15 protein-coding genes are annotated in these 15,824 nt (G+C 69.1%); 7 read left to right on the top strand and 8 right to left on the bottom strand.

Going from position 1 to position 15,824, the window contains the following annotated elements:
* Nucleotides 1-13 precede the first annotated feature (13 nt).
* Genes IEW34_RS22910 through IEW34_RS22900 form a run of 3 tightly spaced genes read left to right on the top strand, consistent with a single transcriptional unit; the run spans nucleotide 14 to nucleotide 3,460 of the window.
* A complete protein-coding gene (locus IEW34_RS22910; protein ID WP_188611558.1) occupies nucleotides 14-892 on the top strand; it encodes a branched-chain amino acid ABC transporter permease in 879 nt (292 codons plus the stop codon).
* A 1-nt stretch (nucleotide 893) separates the two neighbouring features.
* On the top strand, nucleotides 894-2,714 hold the full coding sequence (locus IEW34_RS22905; protein ID WP_188611557.1) for a branched-chain amino acid ABC transporter ATP-binding protein/permease: 1,821 nt from the start codon (nucleotides 894-896) through the stop codon (nucleotides 2,712-2,714).
* A 26-nt stretch (nucleotides 2,715-2,740) separates the two neighbouring features.
* Nucleotides 2,741-3,460 (top strand): ABC transporter ATP-binding protein, encoded by a 720-nt coding sequence (locus IEW34_RS22900; RefSeq protein WP_188611556.1) that lies wholly within the window; start codon nucleotides 2,741-2,743, stop codon nucleotides 3,458-3,460.
* 231 nt (nucleotides 3,461-3,691) lie between these two features.
* On the opposite strand, the gene IEW34_RS22895 is transcribed toward IEW34_RS22900, so the two are convergent.
* The 6 genes from IEW34_RS22895 to IEW34_RS22870 all read right to left on the bottom strand — a co-directional run bounded on the left by IEW34_RS22895 (nucleotide 3,692) and on the right by IEW34_RS22870 (nucleotide 9,980).
* Nucleotides 3,692-4,711, bottom strand: coding sequence for a branched-chain amino acid ABC transporter permease (locus IEW34_RS22895; protein WP_188611555.1), 1,020 nt, complete (start codon nucleotides 4,709-4,711; stop codon nucleotides 3,692-3,694).
* Nucleotides 4,708-5,571 (bottom strand): branched-chain amino acid ABC transporter permease, encoded by an 864-nt coding sequence (locus IEW34_RS22890; protein WP_188611554.1) that lies wholly within the window; start codon nucleotides 5,569-5,571, stop codon nucleotides 4,708-4,710. Before IEW34_RS22890 ends, IEW34_RS22895 begins: the two co-directional genes overlap by 4 nt.
* Nucleotides 5,572-5,920: 349 nt before the next feature.
* On the bottom strand, nucleotides 5,921-6,625 hold the full coding sequence (locus tag IEW34_RS22885; protein WP_188611863.1) for an ABC transporter ATP-binding protein: 705 nt from the start codon (nucleotides 6,623-6,625) through the stop codon (nucleotides 5,921-5,923).
* A 46-nt stretch (nucleotides 6,626-6,671) separates the two neighbouring features.
* Complete coding sequence (locus tag IEW34_RS22880; RefSeq protein WP_188611553.1) at nucleotides 6,672-7,409, bottom strand: ABC transporter ATP-binding protein; 738 nt, start codon at nucleotides 7,407-7,409, stop codon at nucleotides 6,672-6,674.
* A 13-nt stretch (nucleotides 7,410-7,422) separates the two neighbouring features.
* Nucleotides 7,423-8,652: an ABC transporter substrate-binding protein gene (locus IEW34_RS22875; RefSeq protein ID WP_188611552.1), complete on the bottom strand. Its 1,230-nt coding sequence runs from the start codon at nucleotides 8,650-8,652 to the stop codon at nucleotides 7,423-7,425.
* 101 nt (nucleotides 8,653-8,753) lie between these two features.
* On the bottom strand, nucleotides 8,754-9,980 hold the full coding sequence (locus IEW34_RS22870; RefSeq protein ID WP_188611551.1) for a cytochrome P450: 1,227 nt from the start codon (nucleotides 9,978-9,980) through the stop codon (nucleotides 8,754-8,756).
* A gap of 269 nt (nucleotides 9,981-10,249) precedes the next feature.
* On the opposite strand from IEW34_RS22870, the gene IEW34_RS22865 reads away from it, so the two are divergent.
* The 4 genes from IEW34_RS22865 to IEW34_RS22850 all read left to right on the top strand — a co-directional run bounded on the left by IEW34_RS22865 (nucleotide 10,250) and on the right by IEW34_RS22850 (nucleotide 14,307).
* A complete protein-coding gene (locus IEW34_RS22865; protein WP_188611550.1) occupies nucleotides 10,250-10,927 on the top strand; it encodes a TetR/AcrR family transcriptional regulator in 678 nt (225 codons plus the stop codon).
* Nucleotides 10,928-11,072: 145 nt separating this feature from the next.
* Nucleotides 11,073-13,202, top strand: a complete 2,130-nt coding sequence (locus IEW34_RS22860; RefSeq protein ID WP_188611549.1) for an FUSC family protein — start codon at nucleotides 11,073-11,075, stop codon at nucleotides 13,200-13,202.
* A 2-nt stretch (nucleotides 13,203-13,204) separates the two neighbouring features.
* Entirely contained in the window at nucleotides 13,205-13,435 is a 231-nt protein-coding gene (locus tag IEW34_RS22855) for a DUF1656 domain-containing protein (protein WP_188611548.1), read from the top strand.
* Nucleotides 13,432-14,307 (top strand): efflux RND transporter periplasmic adaptor subunit, encoded by an 876-nt coding sequence (locus IEW34_RS22850; RefSeq protein WP_188611547.1) that lies wholly within the window; start codon nucleotides 13,432-13,434, stop codon nucleotides 14,305-14,307. Before IEW34_RS22855 ends, IEW34_RS22850 begins: the two co-directional genes overlap by 4 nt.
* 25 nt (nucleotides 14,308-14,332) lie before the next feature.
* Here IEW34_RS22850 and IEW34_RS22845 read toward each other — a convergent pair whose 3' ends face one another.
* A complete protein-coding gene (locus tag IEW34_RS22845) occupies nucleotides 14,333-15,043 on the bottom strand; it encodes a branched-chain amino acid ABC transporter ATP-binding protein (protein ID WP_188611546.1) in 711 nt (236 codons plus the stop codon).
* Nucleotides 15,036-15,821 (bottom strand): ABC transporter ATP-binding protein, encoded by a 786-nt coding sequence (locus tag IEW34_RS22840; RefSeq protein ID WP_188611545.1) that lies wholly within the window; start codon nucleotides 15,819-15,821, stop codon nucleotides 15,036-15,038. The genes IEW34_RS22845 and IEW34_RS22840 overlap by 8 nt, the downstream gene beginning before the upstream one ends.
* Nucleotides 15,822-15,824 lie beyond the last annotated feature (3 nt).

The following is a 15,824-nucleotide window of genomic DNA, read 5'->3' as shown; positions in this document are numbered from 1 at the left end:
GAAAGCGCCTCCCATGGACATCGACACCCTCGTCCGCGGCCTCGTCAACGGCAGCCTGTATGCCCTCGTCGCCGTGAGCTTCAACATCCTCTACCGGCCGACCAACGTCTTCAACTTCGCCCAAGGCGAGTTGGTGATGCTCGGCGCCATGGTCTTCGCCAGCGCCTCGACGCTGATGGGGCTGCCGTGGATCGGGGCGCTCGCCGTCGCACTCGTCGCGGTCGGCATTCTGGGCCTCATCGAGGAGCGCATCGCGGTTGCGCCGGTTCTGGCCAAATCGCAGCACAACACTGGCTGGGTGATCACCACGCTTGCCGTGTCGTTGATCATCTCCAACCTGGTGGGCCGTGTCTGGGGACCCGATCCGATCATGGTCGAGCCGCCGCCGCTGCTCTCCACCCAGACCCTCGACTGGACCGGCATCCAGATCAACTCCTACCAGATCGCCCTGATCATCGTGACCTTCGTGATGGTGCTCGCCATCGAGCGGGTCTACCGCACCCGGCACGGCAAGGCCGTGCTGGCAACGGCTGAGGACCGGGAGGCGGCGCTGCTGCGCGGCATCGATCCGGCCAAGCTCAGCCGCTGGTCATTCTTCCTGGGCGGCGCCTTCGCCGGCCTGACCGGCGTACTGGCGGCACCGATCCTCTATGCCTCCACCGCGCTCGGGCCGTCGCTGCTGCTCAAGGGCTTCGCCGCTGCGGCCGTCGGCTCGATCGGCAACAACCGCGGAGCGCTCATCGCCGGCTACCTGATCGGGCTGACCGAAGCCATCGGCGCCTCGGTGCTGTCGCCCGGCTACCAGGAAGCCGTTATCTTCGTACTCGTGCTGACGCTGCTGCTGCTCAAGCCGCACGGGCTGTTCGGACGCCCCTTCACGCGGACGGTGTAAGATGGCAAGCACCGCTCCCTCCCCCACCCGCATGCGCTACCTGCCCGTCGTGGCCCAACTCGCGTTCGCAGCGGCCGCGCTGTCGGTCCCGTTCTTCCTGAGCGGCGGCAGCTATCTGCTCTACGTGGCGACGCAGCTCGGCGTCTATGTGGTCGCCGCAATCGGCCTCAACCTGCTCGCCGGCTATGTCGGCCAGGTCTCCCTCGGTCACGCCGCCTTCCTCGCCATCGGCGCCTACGCCACCGCGCTGCTCACCGTCGACCACCAATGGTCGTTCTGGGCTGCCGCCGTGGTCGGCATCGTGCTCTCGGCCGGCCTTGGCGTGCTGATGGCGCTGCCGTCGTTCCGGCTGACGACGTGGTATTTCGCCTTCATAACGCTCGCTTTCGCGCTGGTGTTCGAGAAGATGATCGTGGAGTGGCGCGGCCTGACCAAGGGCTTCGCCGGCGTCATCGGCGTGCCGCCGCCCCAGTTCTTCGGCTTCGAACTCGGCCAAAAGGCGCTCTACTGGCTGGTCGCCGGCACCGCCATCGTCTGCTTCCTCATCGTCCGCAATATGGTGAAATCCCGCTTCGGCCGCGGCTTCGTCGCGGTGCGCGACACGCCGGCGGCGGCGCTGGCCGCGGGCGCCTCGCCCCAGCGGCTGAAGATGCTCGGCTTCATCGTGGCGGCCGCCTTCGCCGGCATCGCCGGGGCTTTCTTCGCCGTGCAGAAGACGGTGGTGACGCCCGACGACTTCACCGCCGACTTCTCCATCTTCTTCCTGCTCACGGTTGTGCTGGGCGGCCTCGGCACGCTGTGGGGGCCGGTGTTCGGCGCGCTGGTGTTCTTCCTCATCCCGGAACTGCTGCACGGCCTCGAAAGCTGGCGCATGCTGGTCTACGGCTGCATCCTGCTGGTGCTGATGCTGTTTGCGCCCCAGGGTCTGGTCGGCGCGCTGAACGCCGGCGTGCGGCGGCTGACGGCCCGCCCGCGCGGAGCCCCCGGGGCGGCGGCGGCAACGTCGGCCGCCGCTCCGGTGGCCCATCCGCCGATCGCCGGCGCCGCGCTGGCGGTCGAGGGACTCAAGAAGCGCTTCGGCGGCGTCGCCGCGCTGGATGACGTCGCCGTCAGGGCCGGGCCCGGCACCTGCTGCGCCATCGTCGGCCCCAACGGCTCCGGCAAGACGACGCTGCTCAACGTGGTCGGCGGCTTCTACGAGCGCGACGAGGGCACGGTCCAGATCGACGGGCGCGAGACGCGCGGCATGAGCGCCCAGGCCGTCGCCGGCCTCGGGCTCGGCCGCACCTTCCAGACGCCGCGCCTGCTCAACGACCTCTCCATCGTCGACAACGTGCTGCTCGGCGCCTTCACGCGCGAGCGAGCCTGGCTGCCGGAGATCGTGTTGCGGCTGCCGCGCGCCCGGCGCGAGGCGGCGGCGCTCAGGGCCGAGGCGCTCGGCTATCTCGACTTCGTCGGCATCGCCGACCGGGCCGAGGACCTCGCCAGCGAGGTGCCGCACGGCCAGCAGCGGCTTGTGGAGATCGCCCGCGCGCTCATGGGCGGGGCGCGTCTCCTCATGCTCGACGAGCCCGCCGCCGGCCTCTCCATGGTCGAGCTCGACAAGCTTGAGCAGTTGATCAGCCGCATTCGCGATCTCGGCGCCACGGTCGTCATCGTCGAGCACCATCTCGACCTGGTGGCGAGCATTGCCAGCCACGTCATCGTGCTCGATCGTGGCCGCGTGCTGGCGGCCGGCGCTCCGAGCGAAGTGTTCGCCGATCCGGCAGTGCAGCGCGCCTACATGGGCGAGCGGGCGGTGCAGGGCGCGCCCGCGTCATGAAGCCGATATCGAACCCAGGACAGTCCATGGCGGACAAACTGCTGTCGGTCGAAACGGTGGATGTGGGCTACGGCCACGTCGGCGTGATCGAGAACCTCAGCCTGGCGGTGCCGAAGGGGGCGGTCGTCGCCCTCGTCGGCCGCAACGGCGCCGGCAAATCGACGCTGCTGCGCGCCGTCTCCGGCCTGCTGACGCCCAGCAAGGGCCGCATCGTCTTCGACGGACGCGACATCGGCCGCGCCAAGCCGCATGCGATCGTGGATGCCGGCCTGCTGCACGTGGCCGAGGGACGGCGCCTGTTCCGCAGCCAGACCGTCGACGACAATCTCGAGCTCGGCGCCTATGGCACGAGCCTCAGCAAGGCGGACTTCGCGGGCCGCGTGGAGCGCGTGCACGAGCTGTTCCCCATCCTGAAGGAGAAGCGCCACGACCTGGCCGGCGCCCTCTCCGGCGGCCAGCAGCAGATGCTGGCCATCGCCCAGGCGATGATGCGCGACCCCAAGCTGCTGATGCTGGACGAGCCTTCGCTCGGCCTGTCGCCGCTGCTGGTGGACCAGGTGTTCGCCGCCATCCTCAGCCTGCGCGGCAGCGGCACCACCATCCTGCTGGTCGAGCAACTGGTCGAGCGCGCCCTGGAGATCGCCGACGCCGCCTACGTCATGCAGAACGGCCGCGTCATCGCCAACGGCCCCGCCGCCGAGATCGCCAAGAGCGAGGCGCTGAAGACGGCGTATATGGCGGTTTAGGGCTTCATCGCCGGCTTCCTGAAATCTTCTTGTGGCTGGCGCTATCGACCAACGGCAGGGCTGAGCCGAGCAGTTCGTCGAACATGCCGGCAGTTAGCACGCGAGCGCTCAGATCTCGGTCTCAGTAACCGGCACGTGTTCCAGCCATTCGTCAGCCACGGGCAGCTTTGCTATAGCGAAAACGTGGGCCGCCAGTCGCGAGTTCGGATCTCGCCGGGCGCGTCAGACAGCTCATCGCCGCGACGGCCCCTTCTCGCCCGCTGCAATCTTGGGATCCTTGACCCCGCGCCGCCGCAATAGCCGCGCCAGTGCCGGGCCGACACCCTGCGGCAGGGCCAGCACCACGGCGACGACGCAGGCGCCGTAGATGAAATAGTGTAGGCCCGGCAAGGAGCCGCCGAAATGACCGCGCAGGAATTCGCCCAGCGGCACCAGCAGCAGCGCACCGACCAGCGGGCCGAAGGCGGTGCCGAGGCCGCCGACCGTGGCGATCAGCACGATCTCGATGGTGAGGACGGGCGAGGCCAGCATGTAGGGGTCGGCGAAGGTGGCGCTGCGCGCATAGGCCGTGCCGATCAGCGAGGTGAGGGCCGCCGAGATGGCCATGGCGATCGCCTTGTTGCGCAGCAGTGGCACCCCGAGCGCCTGAGCCGCGTCCTCGTTGTCGCGGATGGCGCGCAGGCGGTAGCCGAGCGGGGCGTTGACGATGGCCAGGTTGACCAGGATGCAGCCGACGGCGAGCGCCAGCATCAGCCAGAAATAGCCCTTGAGGCCGCCGAACTGGAAGGCTGCCAGATCGCCCGTATCGCGCGGCAGGTAGAGCCCCGAGGCACCGCCCAGGAAATCCCAGCCGACCACCACCAGTTCCGCCATCTCGGCGAAGGCTAGCGTGATCAGCGCGAACGACAGGTGGCCGAGGCGGAAGCGATAGTCGATGAAGGCGATGGCTATCCCCATGGCGGCCGCCAGCAGGGCGGCGATCAGCGCGCCGAGCCACATGTTGATGCCGAAGTGGACGAGCAGCGCGCTCGCCAGCATGGCGCCGGTGCCGACGAACAGGCTGTGGGCGAGCGAGATCTGGCCGGTGAGGCCGCCGACCAGGTTCCACGCCGTCGCCAGCGCCGCATAGACCAGGGTGAGCGTGGCGATGTGCAGGTAGTAGCCGGGCAGCACCAGCGGCAGGAGGGCCGCGAGCGCCAGCAGGCCGAGGGCCACCGGCGAGCGGGCGATGCGCCAGAAGTCCGGCTTCATGCGGCCCTCCCCAGCAGCCCGGCCGGGCGGAACAGCAGGATGACGACGAACACCAGGTACGGCAGGATCATGCCGAGGATGCCGGTGACGTAGATGGTGCCGATGGCTTCGGCGAGGCCGATGACGACGCCACCCGCCAGGATGCCGGCGAAGTTGCTCATGCCGCCGAGCACCAGCACCAGCAGGGTGATCACCGTGTAGCGAAGACCCATGCCCGGCGACAGCGGCGTGCCCGGCACGATGAGGGCGCCGGCGATGGCGAGCAGGCCGACGCCGAGCGCGAAGACCTGGGTGCGCACCCTGGCGACGTCGATGCCCATGAGTGCGGCCGCCTTGGCATTCTGGTGCACCGCGCGGATGCTGCGGCCGAAGTCGGTCCGGGCGAGCATGACGAACAGCAGCGCGGCGAGCACCAGCGACACCAGGAAAGCGACGATCAGTGGCCAGCGCATGACGACATTGCCGACGATGAGGAGCTTGGTCTCCATGATCGACGGCACGCGCAAGGGCTGGCCGCCGTAGATCATCAGCAGCCCGTTCTGCAGCATCAGGCTGAGACCCAGCGTCAGCTGGATCACCATCAGCATGTGCCCGCCGATGACCGGCCGGATCAGCAGGCGGTAGAGCAGCGCCCCGGCGGCCAGCAGCACCGGCAGGGTGATGAAGACGGAGACGTAGGGGTCGAGCGCGAAGGCGGCAAACAGGGACGAGCTCAGGAACAGCGCGACCGCCAGGAAATCGCCATGGGCGAAGTTGACCACGCCCGAGACGCTGAAGATCAGCCCCAGGCCGAGCGCCACGATGCCGTAGGTGCTGCCGACGAGCAGGCCCTGGACGAGCGCCTGCATCAGGATGTCCATGCGCGCCTCCCTTCCCCCGCGCCGAGGTCTCGATGCCTCGATCCGTCCGCGTGAGAGCGATGGCGGTCGAGCCCGCAAACCTCGCCCCGCTCGCGGGGACAGGTCGGACTGCGCGCAAGCGCAAGCCGGGTGAGGGGGCGTTCGTGACCATGCTCGAGACCCGTCACGCAACGCGTCGAAGCCCCCTCACCCTGCCCTCTCCCCACACGCGGGGAGAGGGGTGCCCTCCTCGCCTGGCCGTCGAGATCGCCGTGCTGCGCGACGAGCGCGTTTGCGCTCCGCTGCATCGTGGCTTGGCTCGATCCGCCAAGCTCGGCCATCGAGCCAAAGGGACAAAGCACGGGCATGCTCATAGGCCGAGGTACGCCTTGCGGGTGGCGGGATCGGCCTTGACCGTCGCGCTGTCGCCCGAGACCACGACGCGGCCGCGCTCGAGCACGTAGCAGCGGGCGGCGTGGCGGAAGGTCAGCCCGGAATTCTGCTCCACCAGGAGGATGGTGAGACCGTCCGCCGAGAGCTGGCGGATAATCTCGAAGATGTACTGGACGAACAGCGGCGACAGGCCGAGCGACGGCTCGTCCAGCGTCAGCAGGCGGCCGTCGGCCATCAGGCCGCGGCCGATGGCCAGCATCTGCTGCTCGCCGCCCGAGAGCGTGCCGGCGTCCTGGCCGAGCCGCTCCTTGAGCCGCGGGAACAAGGTCAGCACCCGCTCCAGCCGCTCGGGCCGCGCCGGCCGGGCGCGGCCGTTGATGCCGCCGAGCAGCAGGTTGTCGCGCACGCTCATCTGCGGGAACACCAGGCGGCCTTCGGGCACCTGGACGATGCCGCGGGCCACCCGCTCGGCGGGCCCGAGGCGCGTGACGTCCTCGCCGGCGAAGACGATGCGCCCGGCGCTCGGCATGACGAGCCCCGACAGGGACTGGATCAGCGTGCTCTTGCCGGCATTGTTGGCTCCCAGCAGGCCGACCAGCTCGCCCTGACGGACCTCGAGCGACACCTCGCTCAACACCGGGACGGTGCCGTAACCGGCGGTGAGACCGTGCACCTCGAGCAGCGGCGCCCCGGCCGCCGCCGGCGTCCCGCCCCGGACGGGCGCGACCTCACTCATGTGGTTCGTCCCCGAAATAGGCGTCCTTGACCCGCGGATCGGCGATGATCTCCTGGGGCGAGCCTTCGGCCACCTTCTCCCCGAAGTTCAGCACCACGATCCGGTCGGCGCAGGCCATGATCACCGGCATGACGTGCTCGACCATGACGAAGGTGAGCCCCTGCCCGCGCAGCTCGCGGATGATGGCGAGCGGCACCTGGGCCTCGCCCAGGGTGAGGCCTGCCATCACCTCGTCGAGCAGGATCAGCTCCGGCTCGGTCGCCAGGCATTTGGCCAGCTCGAGCAGCTTCTTGTCCTGCAGCGACAGGGTATCGGGCGTCGCGGTAGCCTTCCCCGCCAGACCAACGCGGACAAGAACCGCCTCGGCCTTGTCGACGGCGATCCGCATGGGATGGCGCAGCAGCGCCCCCGTGGTCACCACGTCGAGCACGCTCATGCCGGCGAAGACCTGGACGATCTGGAACGAGCGCGCCAGCCCCATGGCCACCACGCGGTCGGGCCTGACGCCGACGATCGACCGGCCCTTGAAGCGGATGTTGCCGCCGGAGGGCGCCAGGAAGCCCGACATCAGGTTGAACAGCGTCGTCTTGCCGGCGCCGTTCGGGCCGATGATGCCGAGGATCTCGCCGGGAGCGACAGTGAAACTGACGCCGTCGACCGCCTTCAGGCCACCGAAGCGCCGGCCCACGTTGTCGACGGCGAGGATTGGCGTCGCGAGAGCCGAGGCCATGCCGCAGCCCTGCTCAGCTCTTGGGCCGCGGCTTCACCTGGGCGAACTCCGCGGGAAAGACCACCTCCTGGGCCTTCTCCGGCGTCCATTGGATCATCAGCGCCGAGCTGTCGACCAGCATCCTGTCCTCGCCGAAGCGCAGCCCCTTGGACCGGGCGAGGTAGAGCGCGGGGTCGCCGAACGGGATCTCGAAGGCCTTGAGGCCCTTGAGCAGCGCCTCCGGATCGGTGGCACCGGCCTTCTCCAGCACCACCTGGATCACCCGCACGGCCTGGGCCGCCTGGATCGCCGCCTGGCCGATCGGCACCTTGAGGTTGGCCCCCTCCAGTTCCTTGACGATCGCCTGCATGGAGGGAAGCTTGGCGCCCGCCGAGAACCCGGTCATGCCGAACAGATTGCGGGTCAGCACCTTGGTGCCGATGTCCGGGCCCAGCTCCTTCCACAGGGAGCTGTCGGAATAGCCGCCGGTGCCGCCGACGAAGACGCTGTCGTTATAGGCGAGGTTGAAGCGGGCCTGGTGCAGCAGGATGCCGTCGCGCGGCGTCACCAGGCCGGTGACCACGTCCGGCTTCATGGAGCGGATCAGCACCATGGCCGCCGTCTGGTCCTGCGCCTTGGTGTCGAGCGGCACGTCGCCCACCACCTTGATGCCGGCGGCCGCAAGCTTCTCCTTGAGGAACTTGTTCACCTGCTGGCCGGCCTCGTAGTTCGAGTAGGCCATGGCCGCGGTGTCGACCTTGAAGCCGAAGTCCTTCTTCATGGCGATGATGAACGAGGCCAGCGACTGGGCGTAGCCCTGGTCGTAGGGGAAGCCGAGCGAATACATGTAAGGCGACTTCACGCCGCCCGCCCAGATCGACAGGGTCGGGATCTTGAGCTCGTCGACCACCGGCGTCAGCGCCAGCATCTGCGCCGACAGGATCGAGCCCGTCAGCATCACCACGTCACCCTCGGTGACAAGACGCCGCGCCTCGGCGGCGGTGCGGGCCGGCTGGCTGGTGTCGTCGGCCAGCACAGCTTCGATCTTCGCGCCGCCCAGGCTCTTGATGCCGCCGGCCTCGTTGACCTGGCGGATCATGTATTCGAACACCGGCTGGCCTTCGGTGGCGTAGGCCGCGAGGCCCCCGCTCATGGGCTGGATGACGCCGATGCGGACCGGCTTGGCCTGTGCCCTGACGATCGCCGGCATGGCCACCGCCACTGCCCCGAGCGCCGCGCCCGTCAAGAAATCGCGCCGATCCATGCCGTCTCTCTCCCGTCCGTCGCTTTTATTTTGTTCGTCGTGTGTACCCCGCCCCGAGGGGCGGAGCAACGCGCAGGAAGCGGAAGACGGCGGAGCCCGTGCTACCAGCGGGCCGGCAAGGTCTTCAGGCCGCGCAGGACGAAGGTGGGGCGCCAGTCGGGATTATCGATGCTCTCGAGCTCAAGGTCCGGCACCCGGCGCAGCACCGTGGCGAGCGCCACCTCCGCTTCGATGCGCGCCAGCTGGGCGCCGAGGCAGAAGTGGATGCCGCCGCCGAACGACAGCGGGCGCACGTTGGTGCGGGTGACGTCCAGCCGGTCGGGCTCGGCGTAGGCATCCGGATCCCGATTGGCGGCGCCGAGCAGGCACAGGACGTTCTCGCCGGCCTTGACCTCCGTTCCGCCGACCGTCACGTCCTCCAGCGCGACCCTGCCGGTGACCTGCACCGAGGAATCGTAGCGCAGCAGCTCCTCGACCGCGCCCGCCACGAGGGAGGGCTCGGCCTCGAGCTTGTCGAGCTGATCGCGATTGCGGTGCAGCGCCAAGAGCCCGTTGCCGATGAGGTTCACCGTGGTCTCGTGGCCGGCCCCGAACAGCAGGATGACGTTGGCCGTCAATTCTTCGCTCGAGAGCTTGCTGCCCTCTTCCTCGGCGTGGACGAGATGGGTGGTCAGGTCGTCGCCCGGGCTGCGGCGCCGGAACTCGAACAGCCGCTCGAAATAGTCGGCCATCACCTTCATGCCGCCATTGGCCTCGTCGAGTTCCTGGCGGCTCAGCGGCACGGGATCGAGCAGCCGGCCGCTGGCGCGGGCCCCGGCAAAGAACAGCGAGCGTTCGTCCTCGGGAATGCCGAGCATCTCGCAGATGACGGTGATCGGCAGGCGGAAGGCGAAATCCTCGATCACGTCCATGCCGCCCTCCGGGATGACGCGGTCGAGGGCATCGTCGACGATCTGCTGGATGCGCGGTCGCATGTCCTCGACGGCGCGCGCGGTGAACGCCTTGGTCACCAGGCCGCGCAACCGCGTGTGAACCGGCGGGTCCTGCTGGAGCATCCAGTGGCCCATGATGCGGTAGGCCGGCTCATCGAGCATCTGCTCGCCGAAGCGGCGCGCGATACGGCCGGCGTAGTCCTTGCCGAAACGCTTGTCGCGCAGCACGGCCGCGACATCCGCGTGGCGGCTCGAGACGTAGAAGCCGAGCGGTGAGCGATGCACCGGGTCGAGCTCGCGCAAGCGCCGGTAGAACGGGTACGGGTCGCGGATGAGCTCCGGCGACAGAGGGTTGAACAGCGGCTCGGCCGCGGTCGATGGAGACTGTCCGTTCATCGCAGGCCTCGCAGCGCAATAAGCCGCGGCCATGTCCTCGCCGGCTGGAGCGTCGTCGTGCGCCGGCTCGCCTTCGAGCGATCGACGGACGCGCGCCTGTCTTCTTGTCGATGAGCCGGGCAAGCCACGGGCCGGGCGTCGTCCTCCTTCGCCACCCCCGTCCGCCGGTGATCGCGCCGAGATCGAGGCTTGCGTGCCCATCGATCAGGCGCTCTTAATCGGGGCGCAGGTGTTTTATGGATTCAGATCCAAACTTGGAATTGGAACCAATGTCAAGAAGCGGCTTGCGAGCGCGCGGCAAGGAGCGACGGCGGGCCGAGATCGTGGCGGCCGCCGCCGCGCTGTGGCGGCGGCACGGCATCGAAGCGGTATCGCTCCAGCAAGTTGCGGAAGCCGCCGAGGTCGCGCCGCAGACGATCTACAATTTGATCGGCGGCGTCGACGCGGTGGTGTTCGCCGTGATCGAGACGCTGCTCGACAAAATCGGCGAGGGCCTCGCCTCCGGCAGCGCCAAGAGCGGCGTCGAGCGCGTGCTCTACTGCGTGCGCACCTCGGCCGACATGTTCGTTGCCGACGGCCGGCTCTACCGTCAGCTCATCGTACGCATCCCGCAGGCGGTGTTCAGCGGCGCTCACCTGGGCCGCGACATCACTGGGGCCTACGCCGCTTCGGTCGCCGCCGGGCAGGTCGAGGGTGACATCGACCGCGCCGTTAACGCCGATGTGCTAGGACGCCAGATCCACATCGCCTATCTCGGCGCTCTCTTCGCCTGGGCCAGCGGCGGCCTCGACGACGGCGGCTTGCGCCGCTCCGCCGAGACCTCGGCGCTAGCGCTCCTGACAGCGGCGGCTGCCGGCGCCGAACGGGATCGCTTGGCTGGGGAACTGCGGGCCCTGCTGATCGCCTCGTCCGGCACACCGGCGCAGGCGCGGCCCGATCAGATGTGACGGCCCCGCCGGCGCGCCGAAGGCCGCGGCCGGACCTTCGCAGGCGTCATCCTGGACCTGAGCAGATGGACGAGCCGCAGATCGGCTCGCGCCCGGACGCAGCCGGCATCATAGTGGGCGGCGGCGATCGCGGTGATACCGGACCATGAGCATCCAAGGGACGACGGCCCGTCCTTCTCCAAATCTCGCCTCAGTCGATGTCGGCTGGCGAAACGTCGTCTTTTCACTGCGCACGGCCGTGGCGGCCATCGCGGCGCTGGCGCTGGCCTACTGGCTCGAGCTGAGCGATCCGCAATGGGCGACGCTGACGGTCTATCTGCTGGCGCAGCCGACCGTCGGCGCCGCCCTGGGCAAGGGTCTTTGGCGAACGGTCGGCACCCTGAGCGGCGGCCTGCTGGGACTGGTGCTGGTGGCGCTGTTCTCGCAGGCGGCCGAATTGCTCGTCGCCGCGACGGCGATGGCCGTCGGGGCGAGCTTCTACATCGGAGCCCAGCTGCGCAACTATGCCTCCTATGGCGCGCTCCTGGCGGGCTACACGATGGTGCTGGTCGCCTACGAGGGTTCGACCGATCCGGTCCACGCCTGGTCGATCGCCGCTGACCGCACCACGGAAATCCTCATCGGCATCGCCTGCGTCACCCTGGCGAGCACGACGATTCTCCCCCGCTATGCAGGCGAAGCCCTGCGCGAGGCGCTGGCGCGCACCTTCCACGGTCTGGCTCGCTACGTCGCCTCCGCGCTGCATTTGACCACACCGCCGGCCGTCTTCGCCGAGCTGCGGCGGCGCATGGTGGCCGAGGTGGTTTCGTTCGACGCCCTGTGCTCGTACGCGTTGTTCGAGACGCGGGAGATGCAAGCCGACCAGTACCGGCTCCAGCGCACCGTCCGCGAGTTTCTCGTCGTGCTCTCCGTGGCACGGGGTCTGTTTGTCCGCCTCGACCAATTCGGCGAGACGGGCGGGCAGGCCGTGCTGGCGCGGCTGCGGCCGGCCCTGGAGGCGATCGCGGCGCGGCTGGAGGATCTCGGCTCTGAGACTGCGGTGTGGCGTGACGCGCCTCGCCTGCGCCGCGAGCTCGCAGCCGCCCGCACCACGCTGAACAGCGCCGTGGCCGAGCTCGAAGGCATGGCCGGAGCGGCCCCCTTCGACCCGCTCGCCAACGGACTGCTGATCCTGCGCCGCGTCCGCAAGCTTCTCCACGGCCTGGTCATGGTGGTGGTGATCGAGGAGGGCAGCCTGCGTAGCGGGCGGGCGCTTGCGGCGCGCCGGCGTGTACAAGACGATCCTCAAGGCCGGCGGGAGGCGTTGCTGCTCGCCACCCGAGCCGCACTCGCCATCCTGCTGCTCAGCGCAGTCTGGATGGCGACGGGCTGGAGCCAAGGCTTCACCGTCGTTTCGGGCGGAGCGATCATGCTCTTCTTCGCGGTCAAGCAGGACAATCCGCTGGCCGCGGCGCGCACCTACGTGGTCTGGAGCTGCGTCGGCATCGCCGTCGCCTACGCGACGATGGTCTTCGTGCTGCCTCAGCTTCAGGGGTTCGGGGCGCTGGCCATCGTTCTGCTGCTGCTGCTCTTGCCGGCGGGCCTGATGGCCGGCACTCCGAGCCATGCCTGGGCCGGCATCGCGCTGGGCGGCTTCACCATTGCGGAGATCGGCACCGGCAACCTCTTCGTGCCGGATGAGGCAGCTTTCGTGAGTGGCGCGGCGGCGCTGATCTTGGGCATGCTGGGATGCCTCGCCGTCATCGCCGCCATCCCCGTCACCTCCCTGGCGCGACGAGACCGGAATTGGCGGCACACCATCGGCACGGTGTTGCCGGCGGTGGCGCGCGGCACGACGGCGCCGCGACAGGCTGCGGACGCCATCGTCGGATCTCTCGCCGACTTGTTGCCGCGCCTTGCCCTCGACCGTGCGGGCGAAGACGATTTCTTCCGCGGCACGCTCGGCGCGGCATCCATTGCTATCGAGCTCGGCCGGCTGGACTCCATCAGATCGCGGGCCGCCATGCCCGCAGATGCAGCCGAGGCGCTCGGCCAATTCCTTGATCGTTTCGCCGGGGCGCTGGAGAAGCTCGCCGGCAGCCGGGCCGATCGCCAGGCGCACCTCGCGGCGGCCGAGGCGCTCGTCACCGAAGCTTGCACCGATCTGTCCGGGCGCCCGCTGGCGCCCGGCGAGGCGGCGCGGCTGCTGCTGCATGCCGGTGCCTCATTGCGCTTCATCGCGGACCGCTTCTATATCGATCGTGCTTATCTTGAGCGCAGCTTCGCCGAGGACTGACCATGGGCGCGCCGAGCCTCGCTGTGTTTGGGACGGTCGAGCTTCTCGGCTTCTACCTGCCGCCGGCCGTGCTCTGGGCCGGCGCCGCGCTTGTGCCCTATGCGCTGCTTCGCTGGCTGCTCGGCCGGTCCGGCCTGTACCGCTTCGTCTGGCATCGATCCTTGCTCAATCTTGCGCTCTACGTGCTGCTCGTGGGCGGCGTGGTGTTTCTCGGGACGGTCGGTCGGTCATGACGACGGCACTGCGTATCGCCGTCACCCTTGCTGCCGTGATCGCCGCCGTGCTCGTCGGCTGGTGGCTGTGGACCTTCTACGTCCTGTCGCCTTGGACGCGGGATGCGCGCGTTCAGGCCAACGTCGTCGAAGTGGCACCGGACGTCTCGGGGCTCATCACGGCGATCAACGTCGTCGACAACCAGAAGGTCGCGAAGGGCGACGTGCTGTTCGTCATCGACCACGAGCGCTTCGCCCTGGCGGTCGACGAAGCGCAGGCGGCCGCGGCCCAAAGCCAATGGACGCTGAAGCTGGCGCAGGACGACGCGCGGCGGGACGAGCAGATCCTTGCGCGCGATCCCGGCGCGATCGCAGCCGAAACGGTCGAAACATCGCGCACCAAGGCTGGTGAAGCGGCAGCAGCGCTGCAACTCACCCAGGCGCGGCTTGCCACCGCTCAACTCAATCTGCGGCGCAGCACGGTGCGCGCGCCGGCGAACGGCTACATCACCAATCTCACCGCAGCCGTCGGCGACTACGCGACCAGCGGGACCGGTGTGCTCGCCCTGGTCGATAGCGATTCCTTCTACGTCTATGCCTATTTCATGGAAACCAAGCTTCCCGGCATCAAGAACGGCAGCGAGGCGGACGTGAAGCTGATGGCCGGCGATACCGTTCTGAAAGGCACGGTGCAGGGGCTGAGCCGCGCCATCGCCAATCCCACGGCGGCCGGTGGCGGCCTGCTCGCCTCGGTTGACCCCAATTTCGAATGGATCCGCCTCGCCCAGCGCATTCCCGTGCGCATCGCGCTGAAAAACCTGCCGGCCGACTTGGCGCTTGCCGCCGGCATGTCGGCGACCGTGGTGATCCGCCCGGCCCCGCCGCCATCTTGACCCTGCCGTGCCGCCGCGCTCGCGCTCAGGGCGCGAGGTAGCGCACCAGGGCCGGATCGTCGCGCACCGCCTCGGCCGAGCCGGCGAGCGCCACGCGGCCGCGGTCGAGCACGTAGGCGATGTTGGCGACGCGGAGCGCCAGATCGAGGTGCTGCTCGACCACGACCACGGCGATGTCCTTGGCGAGCAGGATCAGCCGCTCGGTGATCTCCTCGATGACGCCGATCCAGACGCCCTCGGTCGGCTCGTCCAGCAGCAGCAGCTTGGGCTCGGACAGCATTGCCCGGGCGATGGCCAGCATCTTGCGCTCACCGCCGGACATGGTGCCGGCGGGCTGGTCGAGCCGCGCGCCGAGCTTGGGGAAGATCTCGAGCACCCGGTCGACGGCGCGCTTGTCCTGGTTGGTCAGGGCACCGACGGCCAGGTTGTCGCGCACGGACAGGCGGCCGAACACCGAGTGCTCCTGCGGCACATAGCCGATGCCGCCACGGATGCGCTGCTCGGTCGCCAGCTTGGTGATATCCCGGCGATCGAGACCGACGCTGCCGCTCCAGGCGCCGAGTTCACCCACGATCGCCTTCATCAGTGTCGTCTTGCCCGCCCCGTTGCGGCCCAGGATGGCGACGCCCCCGCGCCAGGGCGCGCTCAACGTGACGTCGAACAGCACCTGGCTGCGGCCGTAGCCCGTACTGAGATTGCGCAGGTCGAGGAAGAGGTCGTGGGGATCGTCAGGCACGGCGAAGATAGACCTCCTGCACCTGCGGGCTCGCCTGGATGTGCTGCACAGTGCCGCTGTCGAGGACGCTGCCCTGGTCGAGCACGGTCAGGCGGTCGCAGATGTCTCTGATGAAGTCGAGATCGTGCTCGACGATGACGAGGGAGCAGTGGGCGCGGATCGGCTGCAACAATTCGCCGGTGACGCGCCGCTCCTCCAGGCTCATGCCGCCGGTGGGCTCGTCCAGCAGCAGGAGCTTGGGCTCGGGCGCCAGCGCCATGGCGATCTCCAGCCATTGCTGCTGGCCGTGGGAGAGAGCCGAGGCCGGCTCGCCAGCGCGATCGGCCAGGCGAAACTGCTCCAGCATGCCCATGACGCGGTCGTGCAGCACCCCGCGGGTGCGCGAGAAGACGAGGCCCGCGAGCGACGTACGCGCCTGCAAGGCGAGCAGGATGTTGTCGTAGAGCGTCAGCGCCGGCAGCACGCTGGTGATCTGGAACTTGAGGCTGAGGCCTGCCCTCGCTCGCTCTGCCGGCGATGCGGCAGTGATGTCGCGCCCGTCGAAGCGGACGCTGCCGGTGGTCGGCGTTTCCGCGCCGGCAACGCATTTCATCAGCGTGCTCTTGCCCGAGCCGTTGGGCCCGATCAGCCCATGGAACTCGTTTGGGGCCACGGTGAGGTACGCGCCGTTGAGTGCGGTGAGCTTGCCGAAGACCTTGACGATGTCGGCCGCCGCGAGGAGCGGCTCCGCCGCCGCGGCCTGTCCGCGGCCGGCCGGCGGGGCCTCTGCCGTTACCATGCC

It is taken from the genome of Chelatococcus reniformis, from assembly GCF_014640075.1.
Taxonomy (GTDB): domain Bacteria; phylum Pseudomonadota; class Alphaproteobacteria; order Rhizobiales; family Beijerinckiaceae; genus Camelimonas; species Camelimonas reniformis.
The sequence above is the reverse complement of the archived record's forward strand: the minus strand, read 5'-3'. Positions and strand labels throughout refer to the sequence as shown.